This window comes from Neisseria sp. HMSC056A03 (assembly GCF_001815685.1).
Taxonomy (GTDB): Bacteria; Pseudomonadota; Gammaproteobacteria; order Burkholderiales; family Neisseriaceae; genus Neisseria; species Neisseria subflava.
The window spans coordinates 165,698-183,363 of record NZ_KV821587.1; the positions used below are offsets into that span (position 1 = coordinate 165,698).

Consider the following 17,666-nt stretch of genomic DNA (forward strand, 5'->3'; position numbering starts at 1 on the left):
CATGCAAAAATGGCAAACCGAGCTTTATTCCTCACCGTCTTGGCTGGTGCAGACCTTGTTGATGGTCGCCGCCGCCTCGGCGGTGATTCTGTTTTTTGCACGCAACACGCGCTTCGGGCGCGAGTTCAGCTATATCCTGCGGCTATGTCTGACGCCGAAAAGTGCAGTTAAAGTATTGCTGCTGATTACGGCGATGATTACGCTGCTGCTGACCGAAGTGCGGTTGAATGTGTTGAGTACCTTTATGTCCAAAGGGCTTTACGACTCGATGCAGGATTTGAATGCCTCCGCGTTTTGGATGTTTGCGGCGATGAATGCAGGCGTGGTGTTGATACGGGCGTTTAACAACGTCGTCAACGACTTTCTCGATCAAGGCTTGGCGATTAAATGGTCGGAGCGGCTCAATGAAGTTTTGACTTCGCGCTGGCTTGCCGACAAAAACTACTACCGCCTGCAAATGCGCCGCCATGCGCCGGACAATATCGACCAGCGTATCCAACAGGACGCGCAGGAATTCATCGCTTCGACCATCGAATTTGTGCGCGGCATGGTCAATTCGGTCGTTACCTCGCTGGAATTTGCCGTTGTTTTGTGGGGCTTGGCGGGCATCCTGACCGTGTTCGGCTTCGATATTCCGCACGGTATCGTTTGGTTTGTCTATATGTTTGTGATTTTGGCGACCTTTATCGCCATGTGGATAGGCAACCCTTTGATTCGTTTTAATTATGAAAACGAAAAACTCAACGGCGACTACCGTTATTCCCTTGTCCGCGTGCGCGACCATGCCGAAAGCGTCGCGTTTTACAACGGCGAAAAACACGAACACGACCAGCTTGCCGACCGCTTCAAGGCCATCATCCGCAACCGTTGGCGTATCGCGCGGCAAAGTGTCTGCCTGAGCGGCTTTAACGATATGTTTACCAACGGCATCAAGCTCTTTCCCATTATTTTGCAAGCTCCGCGCCTGTTTGCCGGACAAATCAAAATCGGCGACATCCAGCAGACCGTCCAAGCCTTCGCACGACTGCAAAACGCGCTGTCTTTCTTCCGGATGTTCTACAACAAATTCACTGCCTACCGCGCCCGATTGGAGCGTCTGTACGGATTCTTGCTGAGTACGGAAGAAAAACACGCCGCACGACAACCTGAGCTTACCGAAGTTTCAGACGGCCTGATCTTAGAAAACGTTGCCCTATACCGCCACAACGGCGAAGTTTTATTAGACGGCATCAATATCAACCTCAAAAGCGGCAATTCCCTACTGATACGCGGCCCGAGCGGTTGCGGCAAAACTTCGTTGCTGCGTGCACTGGCTGGACTTTGGCCTTTCGGCAGCAGCGGTAAAGTCAGCCATCCGCCGCATCAAAACATCCTATTCCTGCCGCAACGCCCCTACACAGCACAAGGCAGCCTGCGCGATGCGATTTGTTACCCCGACATTGACCATCATCACCCCGAGTTAGCCGAAGCCATGAATACCTGCCGCCTAGGTTATCTCGTTGATAAATTGGACAAAACCGACGACTGGCAACACAAACTCTCCCCCGGCGAACTGCAACGCGTCGCCTTCGTCCGCGCCCTGCTCTCGCAGCCCAAAATCATCCTGCTCGACGAAGCCACCGCCGCTTTGGACGAACCGACCGAAGCCCTGCTCTACCGCTCCTTAAAGCAAAAACTGCCCGACAGCATCATCATCAGCATCGGACACCGCAGCACGCTCAACGAATTCCATGATTTATGTCTCGATGTCGGTCATGTACAATGCTGAATTAATGGCATACCAAAGGCCGTCTGAAACAGTGAGAAACAAAATCAAACGATTTTGTCATCGCCGTTTCAGACGGCCTTTTCAAACGCCATGGCATGTTTATTTGCTATACTCTGCATTGTGTTAACGTCGTCTAAAAATATTTATGAAAACCCTGGCCCTTATTCCACATTACAACCATCCGACCACCATCAGCCACGTTGCCCAAACCATGCGCGGCTTCGGTTTAAACGTTTTAATTGTGGACGACGGTTCACGCGAAGAATGCAAACCTGTATTGCAGGCTTTGGTTTCAGACGGCATTGATGTCCTTTACCGTCCCATCAACGGCGGTAAAGGCGCAGCGGTCAAAACCGGCTTGGAATACGCTCAAGAACATGGCTATACCCACGTCTTGCAGGTTGATGCAGACGGCCAGCATTGCTTGAGCGACACTCCCAAACTCCTCGCCGCAGCAGAACAAAATCCCGAAGCTGTTGTTTGCGGCTGGCCGCAATACGGCGATGACGCGCCCAAAGCACGACTTTACGGACGAAAAATTACCGACTTCTGGAATATGCTGCACACTTGGTCATGCGACATCAAAGACGGCATGTGCGGCTTCCGCCTCTATCCCCTTACACCCGCGCTGTCCGTCGTCCGCGAAGAAACCGTAGGCGACCGCATGGACTTCGATACGGAAATCCTTATCCGCCTCTACTGGCGCGACATCAAACCGGTTTGGATTAAAACACCCGTCCAATACGCCGCCGACGGCGTGTCCCACTTCGATGCCTTTGCCGACAATGTCCGCATCAGCAAAATGCATACACGGCTGTTTTTCGGTATGTTGAAACACCGATTGGGCAAAGTTTTCGGAAAGGCCGTCTGAAACCATGACCAACCATAAACAAACCCATTGGGCGGCACAACCCGAACGCGGCAGCCGCCTGTTTCTCGCCCTGACTACATTGATGGTGCGCCATCTGCCGGCCTTTTTAATGAGGCCGTGCATTTGGTTTGTGGTACTGTATTTTTATGCAACCGCGCCCAAACCGCGCCGTCATGTCTTACGCTATCAAACCCGTCTTCAGACGGCCTTTCCCCATACCGTCCTGCCGAAACACAGCGTATTCAAACAATTCGTTGCATTTGGCGAAGCGGTTTGCGACCGTTTTGCCGTGTGGCAACGCAAAATCCGTTATGAAGATTTGGTGATTGAAGATCCGGACGATATCTATTCGCAAATCAAACGCAACGAACGCGGCCAGATTTTTGCCTGTTCGCACTTGGGCAATACCGAAGTTTGCCGTGCGCTGGTGTCGCACCATAAAGATTTCAGACTCAATGTATTAGTACACAGCAAACACGCGCAGGCATTTAACGAGGCATTGCAAAAAGCCGGCGCAGAACATATCCGCCTGATTCAGGTAACCGATTTGGACACCACCCTGATGATGGAATTGAACCGCCGTATCGAAGACGGCGAATGGATTGCCATCGCGGCCGACCGAGTACCTGTCCGCGGCGAGAAAACCGCCGACATTAATTTCTTAGGCCACACCGCCCCTATGCCGCAAGGCGCATGGCTATTGGCTTCGCTTTTAAAAACGCAAGTAAACACGCTGTTTTGCGTCAAACAAAACGGCCGCCATCATTTGAAACTGCGCCGCTTTACCGATACTTCCAGCTGGAAACGCGGCAACCGCGAAGCCGCCGTCAAAGACGCGATGCAGGGTTTTGCCGACATTTTGGCGCAAGAATGTGCGCAAAATCCGCTACAATGGTTCAATTTTTATGATTTTTGGGGCGAAGACGCCGTCTGAAACCAACACACTCACTTTTTTAAGCCATGAAAAAACACATCTATTGCCAACACAGCTTTGAAACTGAAGTTCCTTTTTTTGACGTAGATGCCATGCACATCGTGTGGCACGGAAACTATGTCAAATACCTTGAAACCGCACGTTGCGCTTTTCTGTCTTCCATCGGTTATGACTACAACGAAATGGGGCGGCAAGGGTACAGCTGGCCGATTGTGCAGATGAACCTCAAATACATCCGCCCTGCCCGTTTCGGCCAAAAAATCCGCGTTGATATGGACATCATTGAAATCGAAAGCTGCCTGCGTATCGATTACACCATTTACGATGTTGAAACCAACGAAAAACTGACCCGCGCTTCGACTACCCAAGCTGCGGTTTCGCTTTCAGACGGCCTGATGCAGTTTCAAACGCCGGACAGCTGGTTAGAAGCAGTAAAAAGACATCCGACATTTAAGGCCGTCTGAAAAATTTCGCGATTAAACAACATATCGCCTGCTTATCAGCATTACCCTTTATAATTTTAAGTTTTCGTTTCAGACGGCCTTTATCCTCAATCCACACACAATTATGCTACTGAACCTCAACCGCTTTGCCTTTCCTGTTTTCTTAAAAGAAACCCGCCTGCTTACTGCCCTCGCCCTGCCTATGCTGTTGGCGCAAGTGGCGCAAGTGGGTATTGGTTTTGTCGATACGGTAATGGCCGGTGGCGCAGGTAAGGAAGATTTGGCCGCAGTGGCCTTGGGCAGCAGCGCGTTTTCGACGATTTACATTACCTTTATGGGCGTGATGGCGGCTTTGAACCCGATGATTGCCCAGCTGTACGGCGCAGGTAAAACCGAAGAAGTCGGCAAAACAGGAATGCAGGGCATTTGGTTTGGCCTATGTTTGGGCGTATTCGGCATGCTGTTGATGTGGGCGATGATTATGCCTTTCCGTCATTGGCTGACATTGAGCGATTATGTCGAAGACACGATGGCGCAATATATGTTCTTTACCAGTTTAGCAATGCCGGCAGCCATGATACACCGCGCCTTGCACGCCTATGCCTCCAGCTTGAACCGCCCACGCGTGATTATGTTGGTCAGCTTTGCAGCATTTGTGTTGAATGTGCCGCTGAACTATGTATTTGTTTACGGCAAATTCGGTATGCCTGCTTTGGGCGGCGCAGGTTGCGGCGTGGCAACGGCAGTGGTATTTTGGTTCAGCGCATTGGCTTTGTGGCTTTATATCGCCAAAGAAAAATTCTTCCGTCCGTTTGGTTTGACGGCAAAAATCGGCAAACCTGATTTGGCGGCTTTCAAACAGATTTGGAAAATCGGCGCACCCATCGGCTTGTCTTATTTTCTAGAAGCCAGCGCGTTTTCGTTTATCGTCTTTTTGGTGGCGCCATTCGGCGAGGATTATGTTGCCGCCCAACAAGTCGTCATCAGCCTGTCAGGCATTTTGTATATGGTTCCACAAAGTGTCGGCTCTGCAAGCACGGTACGCGTAGGATTTTCTCTCGGGAGACAAGAATTTCTGCGGGCGCGTTATATTTCAGGCGTTTCGCTGGTGTTAGGCTGGGTATTAGCCACCTGCACCGCGCTGCTCTTGGTCATCTTTCGCTTCCAGTTGGCCGGTATGTACACCAACGATGCGGCAGTATTAGGCATTGCTGCGACCGTTTTATTTTTCGCCTCCCTATTCCAACTGGCAGACGCCACCCAATGTATCGCTTCATATGCGCTGCGCGGCTATAAAGTGACCAAAATGCCGATGTTCATCCATGCCGCCGCTTTCTGGGGCTGCGGCCTGCTGCCCGGCTACCTGCTTGCCTATCATGTCGATATGGGCATTTACGGCTTCTGGACCGCGCTGACCGCTTCACTGACGATTGCCGCCATCGCATTGGTATGGTGCCTGGAGCTTTGCAGTAAAGAGATGGTCAAATCGCATAAGGCCGTCTGAAAAATACAAGCAGTCTTTCTCCAATGATTACGCTATTTAATCAACGAATTCCTATTTTAAAGTTAAGCCCATGCAACCCATCCAATACCAAACCGACCTCACCTCCTACAACACTTTCGGCCTGAAAGCCCAAGCTCAAGCATTTGTCGCACTCAAACATGCCGACGAGTTGCGCGACATCGTCCGACTGCCCGAGTTCAACCGAGATACTGTGTTATGGCTCGGCGGCGGCAGCAATATCCTTTTGATGGAGGACTACGCCGGTTTGGTTGTACATATGGAAAACAAGGGAATACGCGAAATTGAGCGTTCAGACGGCCTGGTTTACATCGAAGCGCAAGCCGGGGAAATTTGGCATGATTTTGTTTTGCATACGGTTGGACTGGGTTTAAGCGGGCTGGAAAACCTCAGCCTGATTCCGGGCACGGTCGGCGCGTCTCCGGTACAAAACATCGGTGCATATGGTGTTGAAGCGAAAGATGTTATCCATAGCGTACGCTGCTTTGATTTGGATACGGAAACCTTTGTCGAGCTTTCCAATGCCGACTGTAACTTTGCCTATCGTGAAAGCCTGTTCAAACAGGAAGGCAAAGGCCGTTATGTGATTGTTTCGGTTGTATTTGCGTTGAAAGAGCATTTTGTGCCGAACTTGGGCTATGGCGATTTGGCGGCAGCGGTTGCAGAACTGAGTCAAGGCCGAGAGGCAACGGCCAAAGATGTTTCCGATGCAGTGTGCGCAATCCGCAACAGTAAACTGCCTAATCCTAACGTACTTGGTAATGTCGGAAGTTTCTTTAAAAACCCTGTTGTCAGCGCTGAAAAAGCTGCCGATTTGTTACAGCAATACCCCAATATGCCACGCTATCCGCAGCCTGACGGTTCGGTCAAACTCGCGGCCGGCTGGCTGATTGACCAATCCCGTCTGAAAGGCCATCAGATCGGCGGTGCGGCAGTGCATGACAAACAGGCTTTAGTTTTGGTGAATAAAAACAATGCATCCGCGCAAGATGTCCACCAGCTGGCACAATATGTTTGTAATACAGTATTTACTCAATTTCAGGTAGAATTACACGCAGAACCCAACTGGCTGCCTACTTCATACAGCCTATAAAACAAAGGAGTGTATCCCATGCCGCGCATTGCCAAAGTCAACACTTACACACGAATCATCAATGCCAGCCTCGCCTTATTCAACGAAGAAGGCGAGCGCAATATCAGTACCAACCACATTGCCGCCCACTTAGGCATCAGCCCGGGCAACCTCTACTACCATTTCCGCAACAAAGACGAAATCATCGTCCAATTGTTTAAGCGTTACAGCGAGGCCCTGCTTGTCTACCTTAACGAAGCCGTGTTGCCGTCTAATGTGGAAGACTCCATCAACTACATGGCCGGTATTTATGATGTGATGTGGGAATACCGTTTCCTTTTCAGCGATGTAAATACCCTGCTTGCCCGCAGTGCCGAATTATTGGGCGAACACAATACCTTTACCCAAGCCAAAGTTTCCCCGCTGTTGGTCAACCTGCTGACCCAGCTCAACGGTCTGAACATCATCAGCGCAGACCAAACCGCCATGAACGACCTTGCCGTCAATATGTGGATGGTGACAAAATACTGGTTCGACTTCGACAGCTCCCTGCGCGGCCGCGCCAAGTTGACCGAAGATTCCAAAGTACGGGGCATCAGCCGCACACTCAGCCTATTGCGCCCTTACCTCCTGCCGGAACACCGTGCCAAATTCGACCAAAAAATCGGCAGCAACCATTAATTTTTTCCATACAAAGGCCGTCTGAAAACGTGGCTTTAACCAAGTTAAAGCGATTTTCAGACGGCCTGTTAATTTTCGGATGCTTTATTTATGCACCTTCCCGATATTTCCATTCTCGGCTTAGGCTATCTCGGCCTGCCGCTGGCGCAAAAATGTTATGAACAAGGCAGTCAGGTAGCCGCCATCAAACGCACCCTGACTTCCGACGACATCAATCTGCCGATTGAACTCAACATCATCGATTTGAATCAAGACGATATTTTTCACAGTTCGACCTTGTGGCAAAACCATATCAACAAGCCGACATGGTTTTGCCTGCTTCCGCCTTCGTCATTAAACCATTACGCCGATACCCTGAAAAAATGGATTCAACTTGCCGAGCAGTCCAAGGTACAACACATCATCTTTACCAGCAGCACCAGCGTGTATGGCGACCAAGCACGCATATGCGATGAAACCACGCCGCCCGACCCGCAAACCGAATCCGCCCGTCAAATCCTCGCGGTTGAACAAGCCCTGCTTGAAAGTGCCGTCCCCCATATCGACATACTGCGACTGGGCGGACTTTATTCTGCCGACCGTCACCCCGTTACCAAGCTGGTTCAAAAAACACGCATTCAAGGCGGCAACCAACCCGTCAATATTCTTCATAAGGATTTTGCAATCCAAGTCCTTTTTCAGACGGCCTGCCAAACTGACGGCAAGCGTATCCGCAATATTGTCGAACCCCGCCACCCAAGCCGGACTGAATTTTATGCTGCCGAAGCGGCCAAACTCGGGCTGCCGGCTCCTGATTTCATCGTTGATGACAAAAGCAACGGCAAAATTGTAAATACCGTTTGCGCAGACGGGCTAAGCCTGTAAAATTGCGACTCAACCCATTAATCCGTTTCAGACGGCATTTAGAGTAAACCATGTCCGCCCTATTTCCCCTTATCAACCACCTGATACAGCAAAATCCAGAGCAACAGCGCGAGCTGTCTGAATTTGCAGGCAGCATCATCTGCATCAGCCTGACCGGTTTCAGACTGACCGGACGCATCAGCGAACAAGGTTTTCTTGAAACCGCAAACGAAACCGCCGACACCAACATCACATTTCACAACAGCGCCATCCAAAAAATCCTCCAAGGCGGTCAGCCCGGCGTGGGCGACATCAGCCTCGAAGGCGACTTGGTCTTGGGCATGTCCGTCCTTCCTATTTTGGGTGGACTGCGCTATTATCCGAGCGACGATTTAGCGCGTGTATTCGGTCATGTGGCCGCAGAAAGCATCAGTTCGCGCGCCGGCGATATCGGCCGCACCATGAAAAAAATCGGCAAAAGCATTGCCGAGCAAATCAGCGACTTTTCACGCGAACCCGAATCCCCTGTTATCGACCAAGCCACGCTTGCCGAATGGTTGGAAGAAGTGGACAAACTGCGTGACGACGTTGCCCGCCTAAACGAACGCCTCGACCGGCTCGAGCGCGATATCTGGATAGATTAGACACTTAATTTCAGACGGCCTACTATCATGAAAAGCCCATTTAAAAACATCGGTATCGTTACACGTCCCAATACGCCCGAAATTCAAGATACCGTCCACACATTGGTTTCTTTTCTGCGCGAAAACGGCTTCACCATCTATCTGGATGAATTGAGCGTAGAAGAACACTGCGTCTATATCCAAGATTCCGCCTACTGCGAAATCGTAAACAAAGCCCAGCTGGGCAAATATTGCGACCTCGTCGTTGTACTCGGTGGCGACGGTACCTTCCTCTCCGCCGCCCGCGAAGTCGCCCCCCGCGCCGTTCCCATCATCGGCATCAATCAAGGCCACTTGGGCTTTCTTACCCAAATCTCACGAGACACCATGGTTGAGGGCATCCGCCCCGTACTGGAAGGCAAATATCTGCCCGAAGAGCGCATCCTCATCGAAGCCAGCATCATTCGTGACGGCGAAACCATCGAACGCGCCCTTGCCCTCAACGACACCGTACTGTCTCGTGGCGGTGCAGGCCAAATGATTGAATTTGAGGTATTTATCAATCAAGAATTCGTCTATACCCAACGTTCGGACGGCCTGATTATTTCCACGCCGACAGGTTCGACCGCCTACGCGCTTGCCGCCGGCGGCCCCATCATGCAGGCCGGTTTGCACGCCTTCACGCTTGTCCCTATCTGTCCGCAATCCATGACCAACCGTCCGATTGCCATCCCCGACACCAGCGTGATTGAGATTCTCATCACCAAAAGCGGTGACGCACGCGCACACTTTGACGGACAATCCCATATCGACGTACAAAACTTCGACCGCATCCTCATCCGCCGCTATCACAATCCCTTGCGCGTCCTCCATCCTACCGATTACCAGTACTTCAAAACCCTGCGTCAAAAGCTGCACTGGGGCGAACAATTGATTTAAACAACTTCAATAAACAGGCTTACCATGAAAACCATTTCAAAAACCTTAATCATTGCACTGTGTGCCCTTTCCTCCCTATCCGTCTCCGCACACGGCATGCACAAAAGCAAACCTTTATCCTTTGAAGAATTGCCGAAAATCTGCCAGCAATACTTTACCCGAGCGGATGCGTGTTACCAAAAAGCAGGCGATAAAGCATCGTTCCAACGCGACAACACAAAATACCTGCGCCAAATCCTGCCCGCCGCCGACGTAGGCCAACGTGAACGCATGTGCCAAATTGCCATGGATACATTCGCTGAAAAAACAAAAAACTTGAGTTGCGAATAAAGGTCTCAGTCTTAGCTCTAGCAATTTCTGATTCCATAAAAAGGCCGTCTGAAACATTGGATTGTTTCAGACGGCCTTTTTAATATTTTATAACTAATTATTAATAGATAGTCTATGATAAATTTTACGAATATTTATAATTATTGATAATAATCAAAACTGATTAAAATAGACATATTTATTCATGATAATTACCGTAGAAAAGATATATCATGACGCCTTTCGTAATGTGATATCAATAAAGGATAAGCGGTGAAACAACAATTTTTATGTAACAAAAATAAAATGTTATGCGCCATTTTGGCTGTTTTCTCAGGCCAGTCATTTGCAGAAGAACTTCCTCAAGTAGATATGCCTGAAGTCAAAGTTGTCGGTAATGCGCCTTCAAGTAACTGGCGTTTGCAGCCTGGCGCAAAAGACTATCTAAGAGATGGAGAAGTTTTAACTACAAACGATTTAAAAACAAAACGCGCCGTATCGCTCGGACAGGCTGTGGAACAAGTCTCCGGCGTTCAAAACAATGCTTATGGCCCCAATACCGGCGTACCGCAAATCCGCAGCTTGAGCGGCTCGCGCGTATATGTTAGTGAAAATGGTTTGGGTATTTCGGATGCTGCTTCAATCAGCCCCGATTTGCCGCTGATGGTCAATCCGTTCATGGCGGAAAAGATTACCGTTTTAAAATCATCGGCAGCAGTCTTGTATGGCGGCAACGCGATTGGCGGCGCAGTTGACGTCGATACCGGCGTGATTGCCACAGCACTGCCTGAAAAAGATTTAAACGGCAAAGTCGAAGTCAGCGGCGGCTACAATACGCCGCGTGTCGCAGCGTTCAAATTAAACGGCAAAGTCGGCAATGTGGCTTGGCATTTGTCGGGGGCAGACACTCATGCCAATGATTACCGTATCCCCGGCGATTCCAAACCGGCCGCCTGTTACGATCATGCCAATATTTCTAGTTCTCGCCTGATGTGGGCATGTCAGGTTACGCCCGACATTACCGAAACCTTAAACAAAGGCTATTACCGTTATGTCGCGAAAGACATTCCGGCTTTCATTGAACTATGGAAACGTTATAACGACGGCTCGGAACCTGACGAATCTGAATTGTACAAATTAAACAAACCGTCCTGGGGCGATTGGGTAGAAAATCCGCTTTATGACGGCAGCCCAAACTTTAGAAATAAAGTTATCAATGCCATGAAAGACGATATGCCTGTTGAAAAAGGCCGTCTGAAAAACAGCCATTTGAGCAATCAAAACTTTGCTTTTGGCCTGAGCCATATCGGTGAACGCAGCTATGCCGGCGTATCCGTCAGCCGCTTCTTGAGCAAATCCGGTATTGCAGGCTTTGGCTATTACAATTTTTCCGAATCAGGCCACCACCACAGCGGTACCCGCAAAGCACCGGTACGCGAATACGCTTCCGTACACGCCCAACAAACCCGTTGGCAGGCAGAAGCCATGTACCGTCCATTGACGCCATGGATTGAAAACATCAAATTCCAAGCCGCCTATACGCAAAACCCAACATCCGAATACTTGGGCGACACCAAAATGCAAACTTTGGACAGCAAAACTTTCCAAAGCCGTTTAGAGTTCAATCACAAAGCAGGTTCTTGGTTGAAAGGTACATTGGGCGCAGATTGGAAACAGCGCAGCACCGAATCTTCAGGCATCAACGGCAAACGCACCGGAAACTATGCCTACCTGCCCGATACCGACAGCAAAGAATACGGCATTTTCGCTTTGGAAAACTTCAAGTGGAAAAACTGGAATGCATCTTTGGGTTGGCGACATGGCGAAGTCCGCCACTCGGTCGACATCGGTGATTACAAACCTGGACGCAATAGCTCGACCGTTAAAGGATTGGAAGAGAGAGGCCGTCTGAAATACAGCTTGAACCACTATCATACAGGCTTAGGCGTAGATTTGTTTGACTTCTTAAAACTGGGCGCACGATACAGCCGTTCACAACGCGCCCCTGAAGTCAACGAGTTGTATGCAGGTGGCGATCACTATGCCCTGATGGCTTCAGAATCACACTGGGGAGCCGATGTCCTGCGTCCGGAAACAGCAGGCACTTGGGAGGTAAACGGAGAAATCGGTTGGAAAGACGGCCGCTTCCGTGCAAGCTGGTATAAAACCCAATTTAAAGACTATACCTTCCTCGTAGATACCGCACATGACGGCGGCCAACGCCTACCAACCAAATACTGGCGCTCCGGCAATACCCAGCTTCACGGTGTGGAATTGGAGGTAAACCAATGGTTTGACCTGAATAAATACGGCACATTGGAAGCCCGCCTGTTTGGCGACTTCGTACACAACCACGCCGATTTGGACGACGAGCGTAACAGCACATTAGGCAATGGCAACCGTGTCCGCAACAACGGCTATTACATGCCCAATATGCCCGTATCCCGCTACGGCGCGAGCCTGACATGGAATAAAGGCAACTGGCAACTGGGCACCAGCCTGACACGCTACCGCCCTGCCAAACATACAGGCCACATGGCTGCCAACTACAAAGAGCCTGTTTTGGGCGGCTATACCATGTGGGATATGTACATGAGCCATACCACCAAACATGGAAAATCGACAGCCGAATGGTTCCTCGATGCACGCAACCTTGCCAACCGTACCGCAAGACCGCAAAACTCCATGCTCAAATATATCGCACCATTGCCGGGCCGCTCCGTCCGCGCCGGTGTAAGGCTGACGTTCTAAGTTGAAAATAAAACAAACCGGATTCCCAGTTGATAGAAATCCGGTTTTCTTTTTTGATTATTTGATTTTCAGACGGCCTTTTATACAACTTAAGAAAAGACATAAATCATAAGCAACTTATTTCAAGATGGCCCGTTTTCATCTGATACTACAAATATTCCTTTAAAGCCTATTACATTTTCCCCACCATATTTCCTTGTTTGGAAACCAAAAGCTGGTCGATTTTCAAATTTTCAGTATCAATGATTTCAAACTTATAACCGGCATAAACCAGAAAATCCGTACGTTTCGGAATTTTGCGCAGGGAATACATCATAAAGCCGGCGATGGTTTCGTAGTTTTCCGAATTGGGAAACTCTTCAATATCCAGCGCGCGCATAACATCGGTAAGCGGCGTGGCCCCGTCCACCAACCATGTATCTTCGGTACGGCGGATGATTTGCGGCTCTTCTTCGGTATTGACCAGCTCGCCCATGACGATGCTCATCACGTCTTTCAGCGTTACCACACCGACTACCAGCGCGTATTCGTTCACCACTACGGCAAAGTCTTCGCCGGAAGTTTTGAAGGTCTCCAATACATCATAAAGCGACAGCGTGTCGGGGATAAACAAGGCTTTGCGCAACACGCGCTTGTCGGTCAGACGGACATCTTTTTCTTTTAAAAACAAGGTCAGCAGCGTATGCGATTCGATATAGCCGATGACGCGTTCCAAGTCGCCGTCGCATACGAGGAATTTGTTGTGCGGTTTGTCCGACATCATTTCCAACACGGTATCGCTGTCGTCGTGTTTGTCAAAATAGGCGATATATTCGCGCGTACTCATGGTGGAAGTGACCGTACGCTCCTGCATATCGAAAATGTTTTCAATCAGATAGTGTTCTTGTTCTTTCAATACACCAGCCTGCGCACCGGCATCAACGACGGCATAAATATCTTCCGAGGTCAGCTGCTCCTGACGGACGGTTGAGATTTTGAAGAGTTTGAATATTGCGTTTGCCAACCCGTCAAAAACCCAGACAAGGGGCTTTAAGATAAAAATCAAAAACATCATCGGACGGACAATGCGTACCGCCACCGCTTCGGGATGGGTCATCGCCATGCGCTTGGGCATCAGGTCGGCAATTAAAATAAAGCTGCCTGTAACCAGCGAGAAAGTCAGCAAAGAGGCAACTGTGCTGCCCCAACTGCCTGCATTCTCCAACAGCTTGCCAAAATACGGACGTATTGCCGCCTCGCCGACAATACCGGCAAGAATGGCGACGGCGTTCAAACCAATTTGGACAACGGTAATAAAACTGCCCGGCTGCTGCTGCATATTGATTACGTCAAGCGCACGCGTATCGCCGCCGTCTTTCGCCATGACCTGCAATTTGATTTTACGTGCCGAGGCAAGCGCGAGTTCGGAACAGGATACAAACGCGCTAATGACAATCAGCAGGCACAATAATAGTAAGGCTTCAAAAATATTCATGAAAATTTGTGTGTATGGTATAGGTTAAAAATATTCAAACAGCAAAGGCCGTCTGAAAAACTCAATTTGATCTTAGATTTGTATTATGTTCATTTACTGTTTTAATCATCCAGTGCATCTTCATCCAAGGATTTCAGCCATTTCAGCTTTTCGCCAATTTTGATTTCCAGGCCGCGCGGAACGGGTTGGTAGAAATCGAGTTCATCCAAACCATCGGGCATATAGCTTTCTCCGGCGGCGTAAGCGTTAGGCTCGTCATGAGCGTAGCGGTACTCGCGTCCGTAACCCAATTCTTTCATCAACTTGGTCGGCGCATTGCGCAGATGGACAGGCACTTCGTCGCTGGCATTTTCTTTGACGAAACGGCGCATTTGGTTGTATGCCTTGTAGCCCGCGTTGGATTTGGCGGCGACGGCAAGGTACAGCACGGCTTGCGCCAGCGCGAGTTCGCCTTCGGGCGAGCCTAAGCGTTCGAAGGTGGCGGCGGCATCGTTGGCAATTTGGAAGGCGCGAGGGTCGGCAAGCCCGATGTCCTCCCACGCCATGCGCACGATGCGGCGGGCGAGGTAACGCGGGTCGGTGCCGCCGTCGAGCATACGGCAGAACCAATACAGCGCGGCATTCGGATGCGAACCGCGTACGGATTTGTGCAGGGCGGAGATTTGGTTGTAGAAACTCTCGCCGCCTTTGTCGAAACGGCGGATTTGCGCGCCCAAGCTGTCGGCGAGAAATTCGGCAGTTAAGGTTTTCAGACGACGTGTGTCGGCGGCGCGTAAAAATTGTTCCAACAGATTCAACAATCTGCGCGCATCGCCGTCGGCGGTATTGACGAGCAGCTCCTGCGCATCGGCTTCAATCGTGAAATCTCGGTATTCGGGCAACGCCAACACTTTGGCAATCAGCTTTTTGAGGTCGTCTGAAGACAAGGATTGCAAAACATATACCTGCGCGCGGCTCAACAGCGCAGGATTGACTTCGAACGACGGATTTTCCGTAGTCGCGCCGATAAAGGTCAGCAAACCGCTTTCGACATGGGGCAAAAACGCGTCCTGCTGCGCCTTGTTGAAGCGGTGGACTTCATCGACAAACAAAATCGTCGTGCGTCCCTGTTGCAAAGCGATTTCGGCTTTATCGATTGCCTCGCGTATGTCTTTCACGCCGGAGAATACGGCGGAAACAGGCAAAAACTGGGCATTGAAACTCTGCGCCAAAATCCGCGCCAACGTGGTTTTGCCTACACCCGGTGGCCCCCACAGCAACATAGAATGCGGCTTTCCACCCTCAACCGCCACACGCAAAGGTTTGCCTTCGCCGATTAAGTGCTGCTGCCCAATGACATCGTCCAGGGAATGCGGGCGCAGGCGTTCGGCTAAAGGGGCTTCGGGTTGGCGGGCAAAAAGGTCGGACATAGTAGCTTCCGTGCTGGCTGATTGAAAAGAAAATTCGCTAGCATTATACGGCAGTTTCGCAAACACACATATCAGGCCGCATTACGGTATAATACATGCTATTTTGAGAACTCTTCGGGCGTTTCAGACGGCCTTGCTTACAGGAAACATCATGACTTCAAAAACTCTTTTGGCAGCTATTACATCAGTTTTTTTATTGGGTGCATGTGCTACCGGCGGCGAATCTTTCGGCGGTTTGGGCAGCGGCACAGGTATCGGCAGCAGCGTAGTGAAAATGGCGGTAGACAGCCAATGCCGTACCGAATTAAACAAACGTAACGAATGGCGCGTCATTGCTTTGGCCATGAGCGCGGAAAAACAAGCCGAATGGGAAAATAAAATCTGCGGCTGCGCCAGCGAGGAAGCGCCAAATCAATTGACTGCAACCGAAATGATGCAGGTATTGAGTCCGGCAACCCGCGAGCAAGCTATTGCTTCCGTTACCGCAAAAACGGTTACCGCCTGCTTCAAACGACTCTACAAATAATCGTTCAGACGGCCTTTTTTAATATCTAGGCCGTCTGAATTCGTTTTGACTTTCTATTTGAATTTTAAATATATAGAGAAGAAACCATGAAATACATCAGCACCCGCGGTGCAACCGCACGCAAGCAATTCAGCGAAGTTTTATTGATGGGTTTAGCTCCTGACGGCGGTTTGATGCTGCCTGAGCAATACCCTCAAATCGACTGTGCTACTTTAGACCAATGGCGCACACTCAGCTATCCTGAGCTGGCGTTTGAAGTCATGAGCCTGTTTGCCACCGACATCCCTGCTGATGATTTACGCGACATCATCAACCGCACCTACACCGAAAAAGTATTCGGTACCCAAACCATTACTCCGGTGCGCACACTTTCAGACGGCATCAAAATCCAAGCCCTGTCCAACGGCCCGACTTTGGCATTCAAAGACATGGCCATGCAATTCTTGGGCAATGCGTTTGAATATGTATTGAATAAAGAAGGCAAAGTGCTCAATATCTTGGGCGCCACCAGCGGCGACACCGGCTCTGCCGCCGAATATGCCCTGCGCGGTAAAAAAGGCGTTAATGTCTTCATGCTGTCTCCGGAAGGCAAAATGAGCGCATTCCAACGTGCGCAAATGTTCAGCCTGCAAGATGCTAATATCCACAACATCGCCGTTGAAGGCATGTTTGACGACTGCCAAGACATCGTCAAAGCCGTACAAAACGATGCCGAATTCAAAGCCAAATACCACATCGGTACAGTCAACTCCATCAACTGGGGCCGTATCGTCGCTCAAGTCGTATATTACTTTGCCGGTTATTTCAATGCCACTTCGAGCAATGATGAAAAAATCAGCTTCTGCGTACCAAGCGGCAACTTCGGCAATGTCTGCGCCGGCCATATTGCCCGCCAAATGGGTCTGCCTATCCACCGCTTGATTGTTGCCACCAATGAAAACGACGTATTGGACGAATTTTTCAAAACCGGCGCATACCGCCCGCGCAACAGCGAACACACCCACGTCACTTCCAGCCCGTCTATGGATATTTCCAAAGCCTCCAACTTCGAGCGTTTTGTGTTTGACCTGATGGACCGCGATGCAGACGAAATCAAAACATTATGGGCTGAAGTAGGCTCCGGCAAAGGTTTCAATTTGGAATTTATGTTAAACAAAGTACATCAACAATATGGCTTTGTTTCCGGCAAATCGACCCATGCCAACCGCCTTGCCACCATCAAACAGGTTTACGAACAAGACCGTGAGTTGATTGATCCGCATACAGCCGATGGCGTCAAAGTAGCGCGTGAAGTACGCGAAGCCGGCGAAACCATCGTCTGTCTCGAAACCGCGTTGGCTGCCAAATTTGAAGCCACCATCCATGAAGCTGTTGGCGAAGTTGCCATCCCCCGCCCGGCCGCATTGGAAGGCTTGGAAAACTTGCCGCAACGTGTCCGTGTTGTCCCTAATAACGCAACGACAGTAAAAGACATCATTAAGGAAGCTTTGGCTTAACCAGC

The 17,666-nt window shown here is 50.1% G+C and carries 16 protein-coding genes; 14 read left to right on the forward strand and 2 right to left on the reverse strand.

The window, feature by feature from the left end; all coding sequences use genetic code 11:
- Position 1: 1 nt before the first annotated feature.
- From HMPREF3052_RS01430 to HMPREF3052_RS01485, 12 genes are all read left to right on the forward strand, one after another.
- Positions 2 to 1,768 carry an ABC transporter ATP-binding protein/permease gene (locus HMPREF3052_RS01430; protein ID WP_070748024.1) on the forward strand — a complete coding sequence of 589 codons (1,767 nt, stop codon included), beginning with the start codon at positions 2 to 4 and terminating at the stop codon, positions 1,766 to 1,768.
- A gap of 145 nt (positions 1,769 to 1,913) precedes the next feature.
- Positions 1,914 to 2,639 (forward strand): glycosyltransferase family 2 protein, encoded by a 726-nt coding sequence (locus HMPREF3052_RS01435; protein WP_003746368.1) that lies wholly within the window; start codon positions 1,914 to 1,916, stop codon positions 2,637 to 2,639.
- Positions 2,640 to 2,643: 4 nt separating this feature from the next.
- Positions 2,644 to 3,573: an LpxL/LpxP family acyltransferase gene (locus tag HMPREF3052_RS01440; RefSeq protein ID WP_070748026.1), complete on the forward strand. Its 930-nt coding sequence runs from the start codon at positions 2,644 to 2,646 to the stop codon at positions 3,571 to 3,573.
- 26 nt (positions 3,574 to 3,599) lie between these two features.
- A complete protein-coding gene (locus HMPREF3052_RS01445; protein WP_070748028.1) occupies positions 3,600 to 4,037 on the forward strand; it encodes an acyl-CoA thioesterase in 438 nt (145 codons plus the stop codon).
- Positions 4,038 to 4,140: 103 nt separating this feature from the next.
- A complete protein-coding gene (locus HMPREF3052_RS01450) occupies positions 4,141 to 5,520 on the forward strand; it encodes an MATE family efflux transporter (RefSeq protein WP_070748030.1) in 1,380 nt (459 codons plus the stop codon).
- A 70-nt stretch (positions 5,521 to 5,590) separates the two neighbouring features.
- Positions 5,591 to 6,631, forward strand: a complete 1,041-nt coding sequence (gene murB, locus HMPREF3052_RS01455; RefSeq protein WP_070748032.1) for a UDP-N-acetylmuramate dehydrogenase — start codon at positions 5,591 to 5,593, stop codon at positions 6,629 to 6,631.
- A gap of 18 nt (positions 6,632 to 6,649) precedes the next feature.
- Positions 6,650 to 7,291 (forward strand): TetR/AcrR family transcriptional regulator, encoded by a 642-nt coding sequence (locus tag HMPREF3052_RS01460; protein WP_049332493.1) that lies wholly within the window; start codon positions 6,650 to 6,652, stop codon positions 7,289 to 7,291.
- Positions 7,292 to 7,381: 90 nt separating this feature from the next.
- Positions 7,382 to 8,155 (forward strand): Rossmann-fold NAD(P)-binding domain-containing protein, encoded by a 774-nt coding sequence (locus tag HMPREF3052_RS01465; protein WP_070748034.1) that lies wholly within the window; start codon positions 7,382 to 7,384, stop codon positions 8,153 to 8,155.
- A 50-nt stretch (positions 8,156 to 8,205) separates the two neighbouring features.
- Positions 8,206 to 8,778, forward strand: a complete 573-nt coding sequence (locus HMPREF3052_RS01470) for a ubiquinone biosynthesis accessory factor UbiJ (protein WP_049328968.1) — start codon at positions 8,206 to 8,208, stop codon at positions 8,776 to 8,778.
- Between the two features lie 27 nt (positions 8,779 to 8,805).
- Entirely contained in the window at positions 8,806 to 9,696 is an 891-nt protein-coding gene (locus tag HMPREF3052_RS01475) for an NAD(+) kinase (protein WP_070748036.1), read from the forward strand.
- A gap of 24 nt (positions 9,697 to 9,720) precedes the next feature.
- The gene (locus HMPREF3052_RS01480; protein ID WP_070585645.1) at positions 9,721 to 10,026 is read left to right on the forward strand and encodes a hypothetical protein; all 306 of its coding nucleotides are present in this window, start codon (positions 9,721 to 9,723) and stop codon (positions 10,024 to 10,026) included.
- A gap of 285 nt (positions 10,027 to 10,311) precedes the next feature.
- A complete protein-coding gene (locus tag HMPREF3052_RS01485) occupies positions 10,312 to 12,756 on the forward strand; it encodes a TonB-dependent receptor (protein WP_070748075.1) in 2,445 nt (814 codons plus the stop codon).
- Between the two features lie 172 nt (positions 12,757 to 12,928).
- On the opposite strand, the gene HMPREF3052_RS01490 is transcribed toward HMPREF3052_RS01485, so the two are convergent.
- Together HMPREF3052_RS01490 and HMPREF3052_RS01495 are read right to left on the reverse strand one after the other, a co-directional pair.
- Positions 12,929 to 14,230, reverse strand: a complete 1,302-nt coding sequence (locus HMPREF3052_RS01490; protein WP_003679774.1) for a polyamine export protein PaeA — start codon at positions 14,228 to 14,230, stop codon at positions 12,929 to 12,931.
- Between the two features lie 101 nt (positions 14,231 to 14,331).
- Entirely contained in the window at positions 14,332 to 15,639 is a 1,308-nt protein-coding gene (locus tag HMPREF3052_RS01495) for a replication-associated recombination protein A (protein WP_070748038.1), read from the reverse strand.
- A 151-nt stretch (positions 15,640 to 15,790) separates the two neighbouring features.
- On the opposite strand from HMPREF3052_RS01495, the gene HMPREF3052_RS01500 reads away from it, so the two are divergent.
- Together HMPREF3052_RS01500 and thrC are read left to right on the forward strand one after the other, a co-directional pair.
- Positions 15,791 to 16,165 (forward strand): hypothetical protein, encoded by a 375-nt coding sequence (locus tag HMPREF3052_RS01500; RefSeq protein ID WP_003685778.1) that lies wholly within the window; start codon positions 15,791 to 15,793, stop codon positions 16,163 to 16,165.
- An 86-nt stretch (positions 16,166 to 16,251) separates the two neighbouring features.
- The gene (gene thrC, locus HMPREF3052_RS01505) at positions 16,252 to 17,661 is read left to right on the forward strand and encodes a threonine synthase (RefSeq protein WP_070748040.1); all 1,410 of its coding nucleotides are present in this window, start codon (positions 16,252 to 16,254) and stop codon (positions 17,659 to 17,661) included.
- Positions 17,662 to 17,666: the final 5 nt, after the last annotated feature.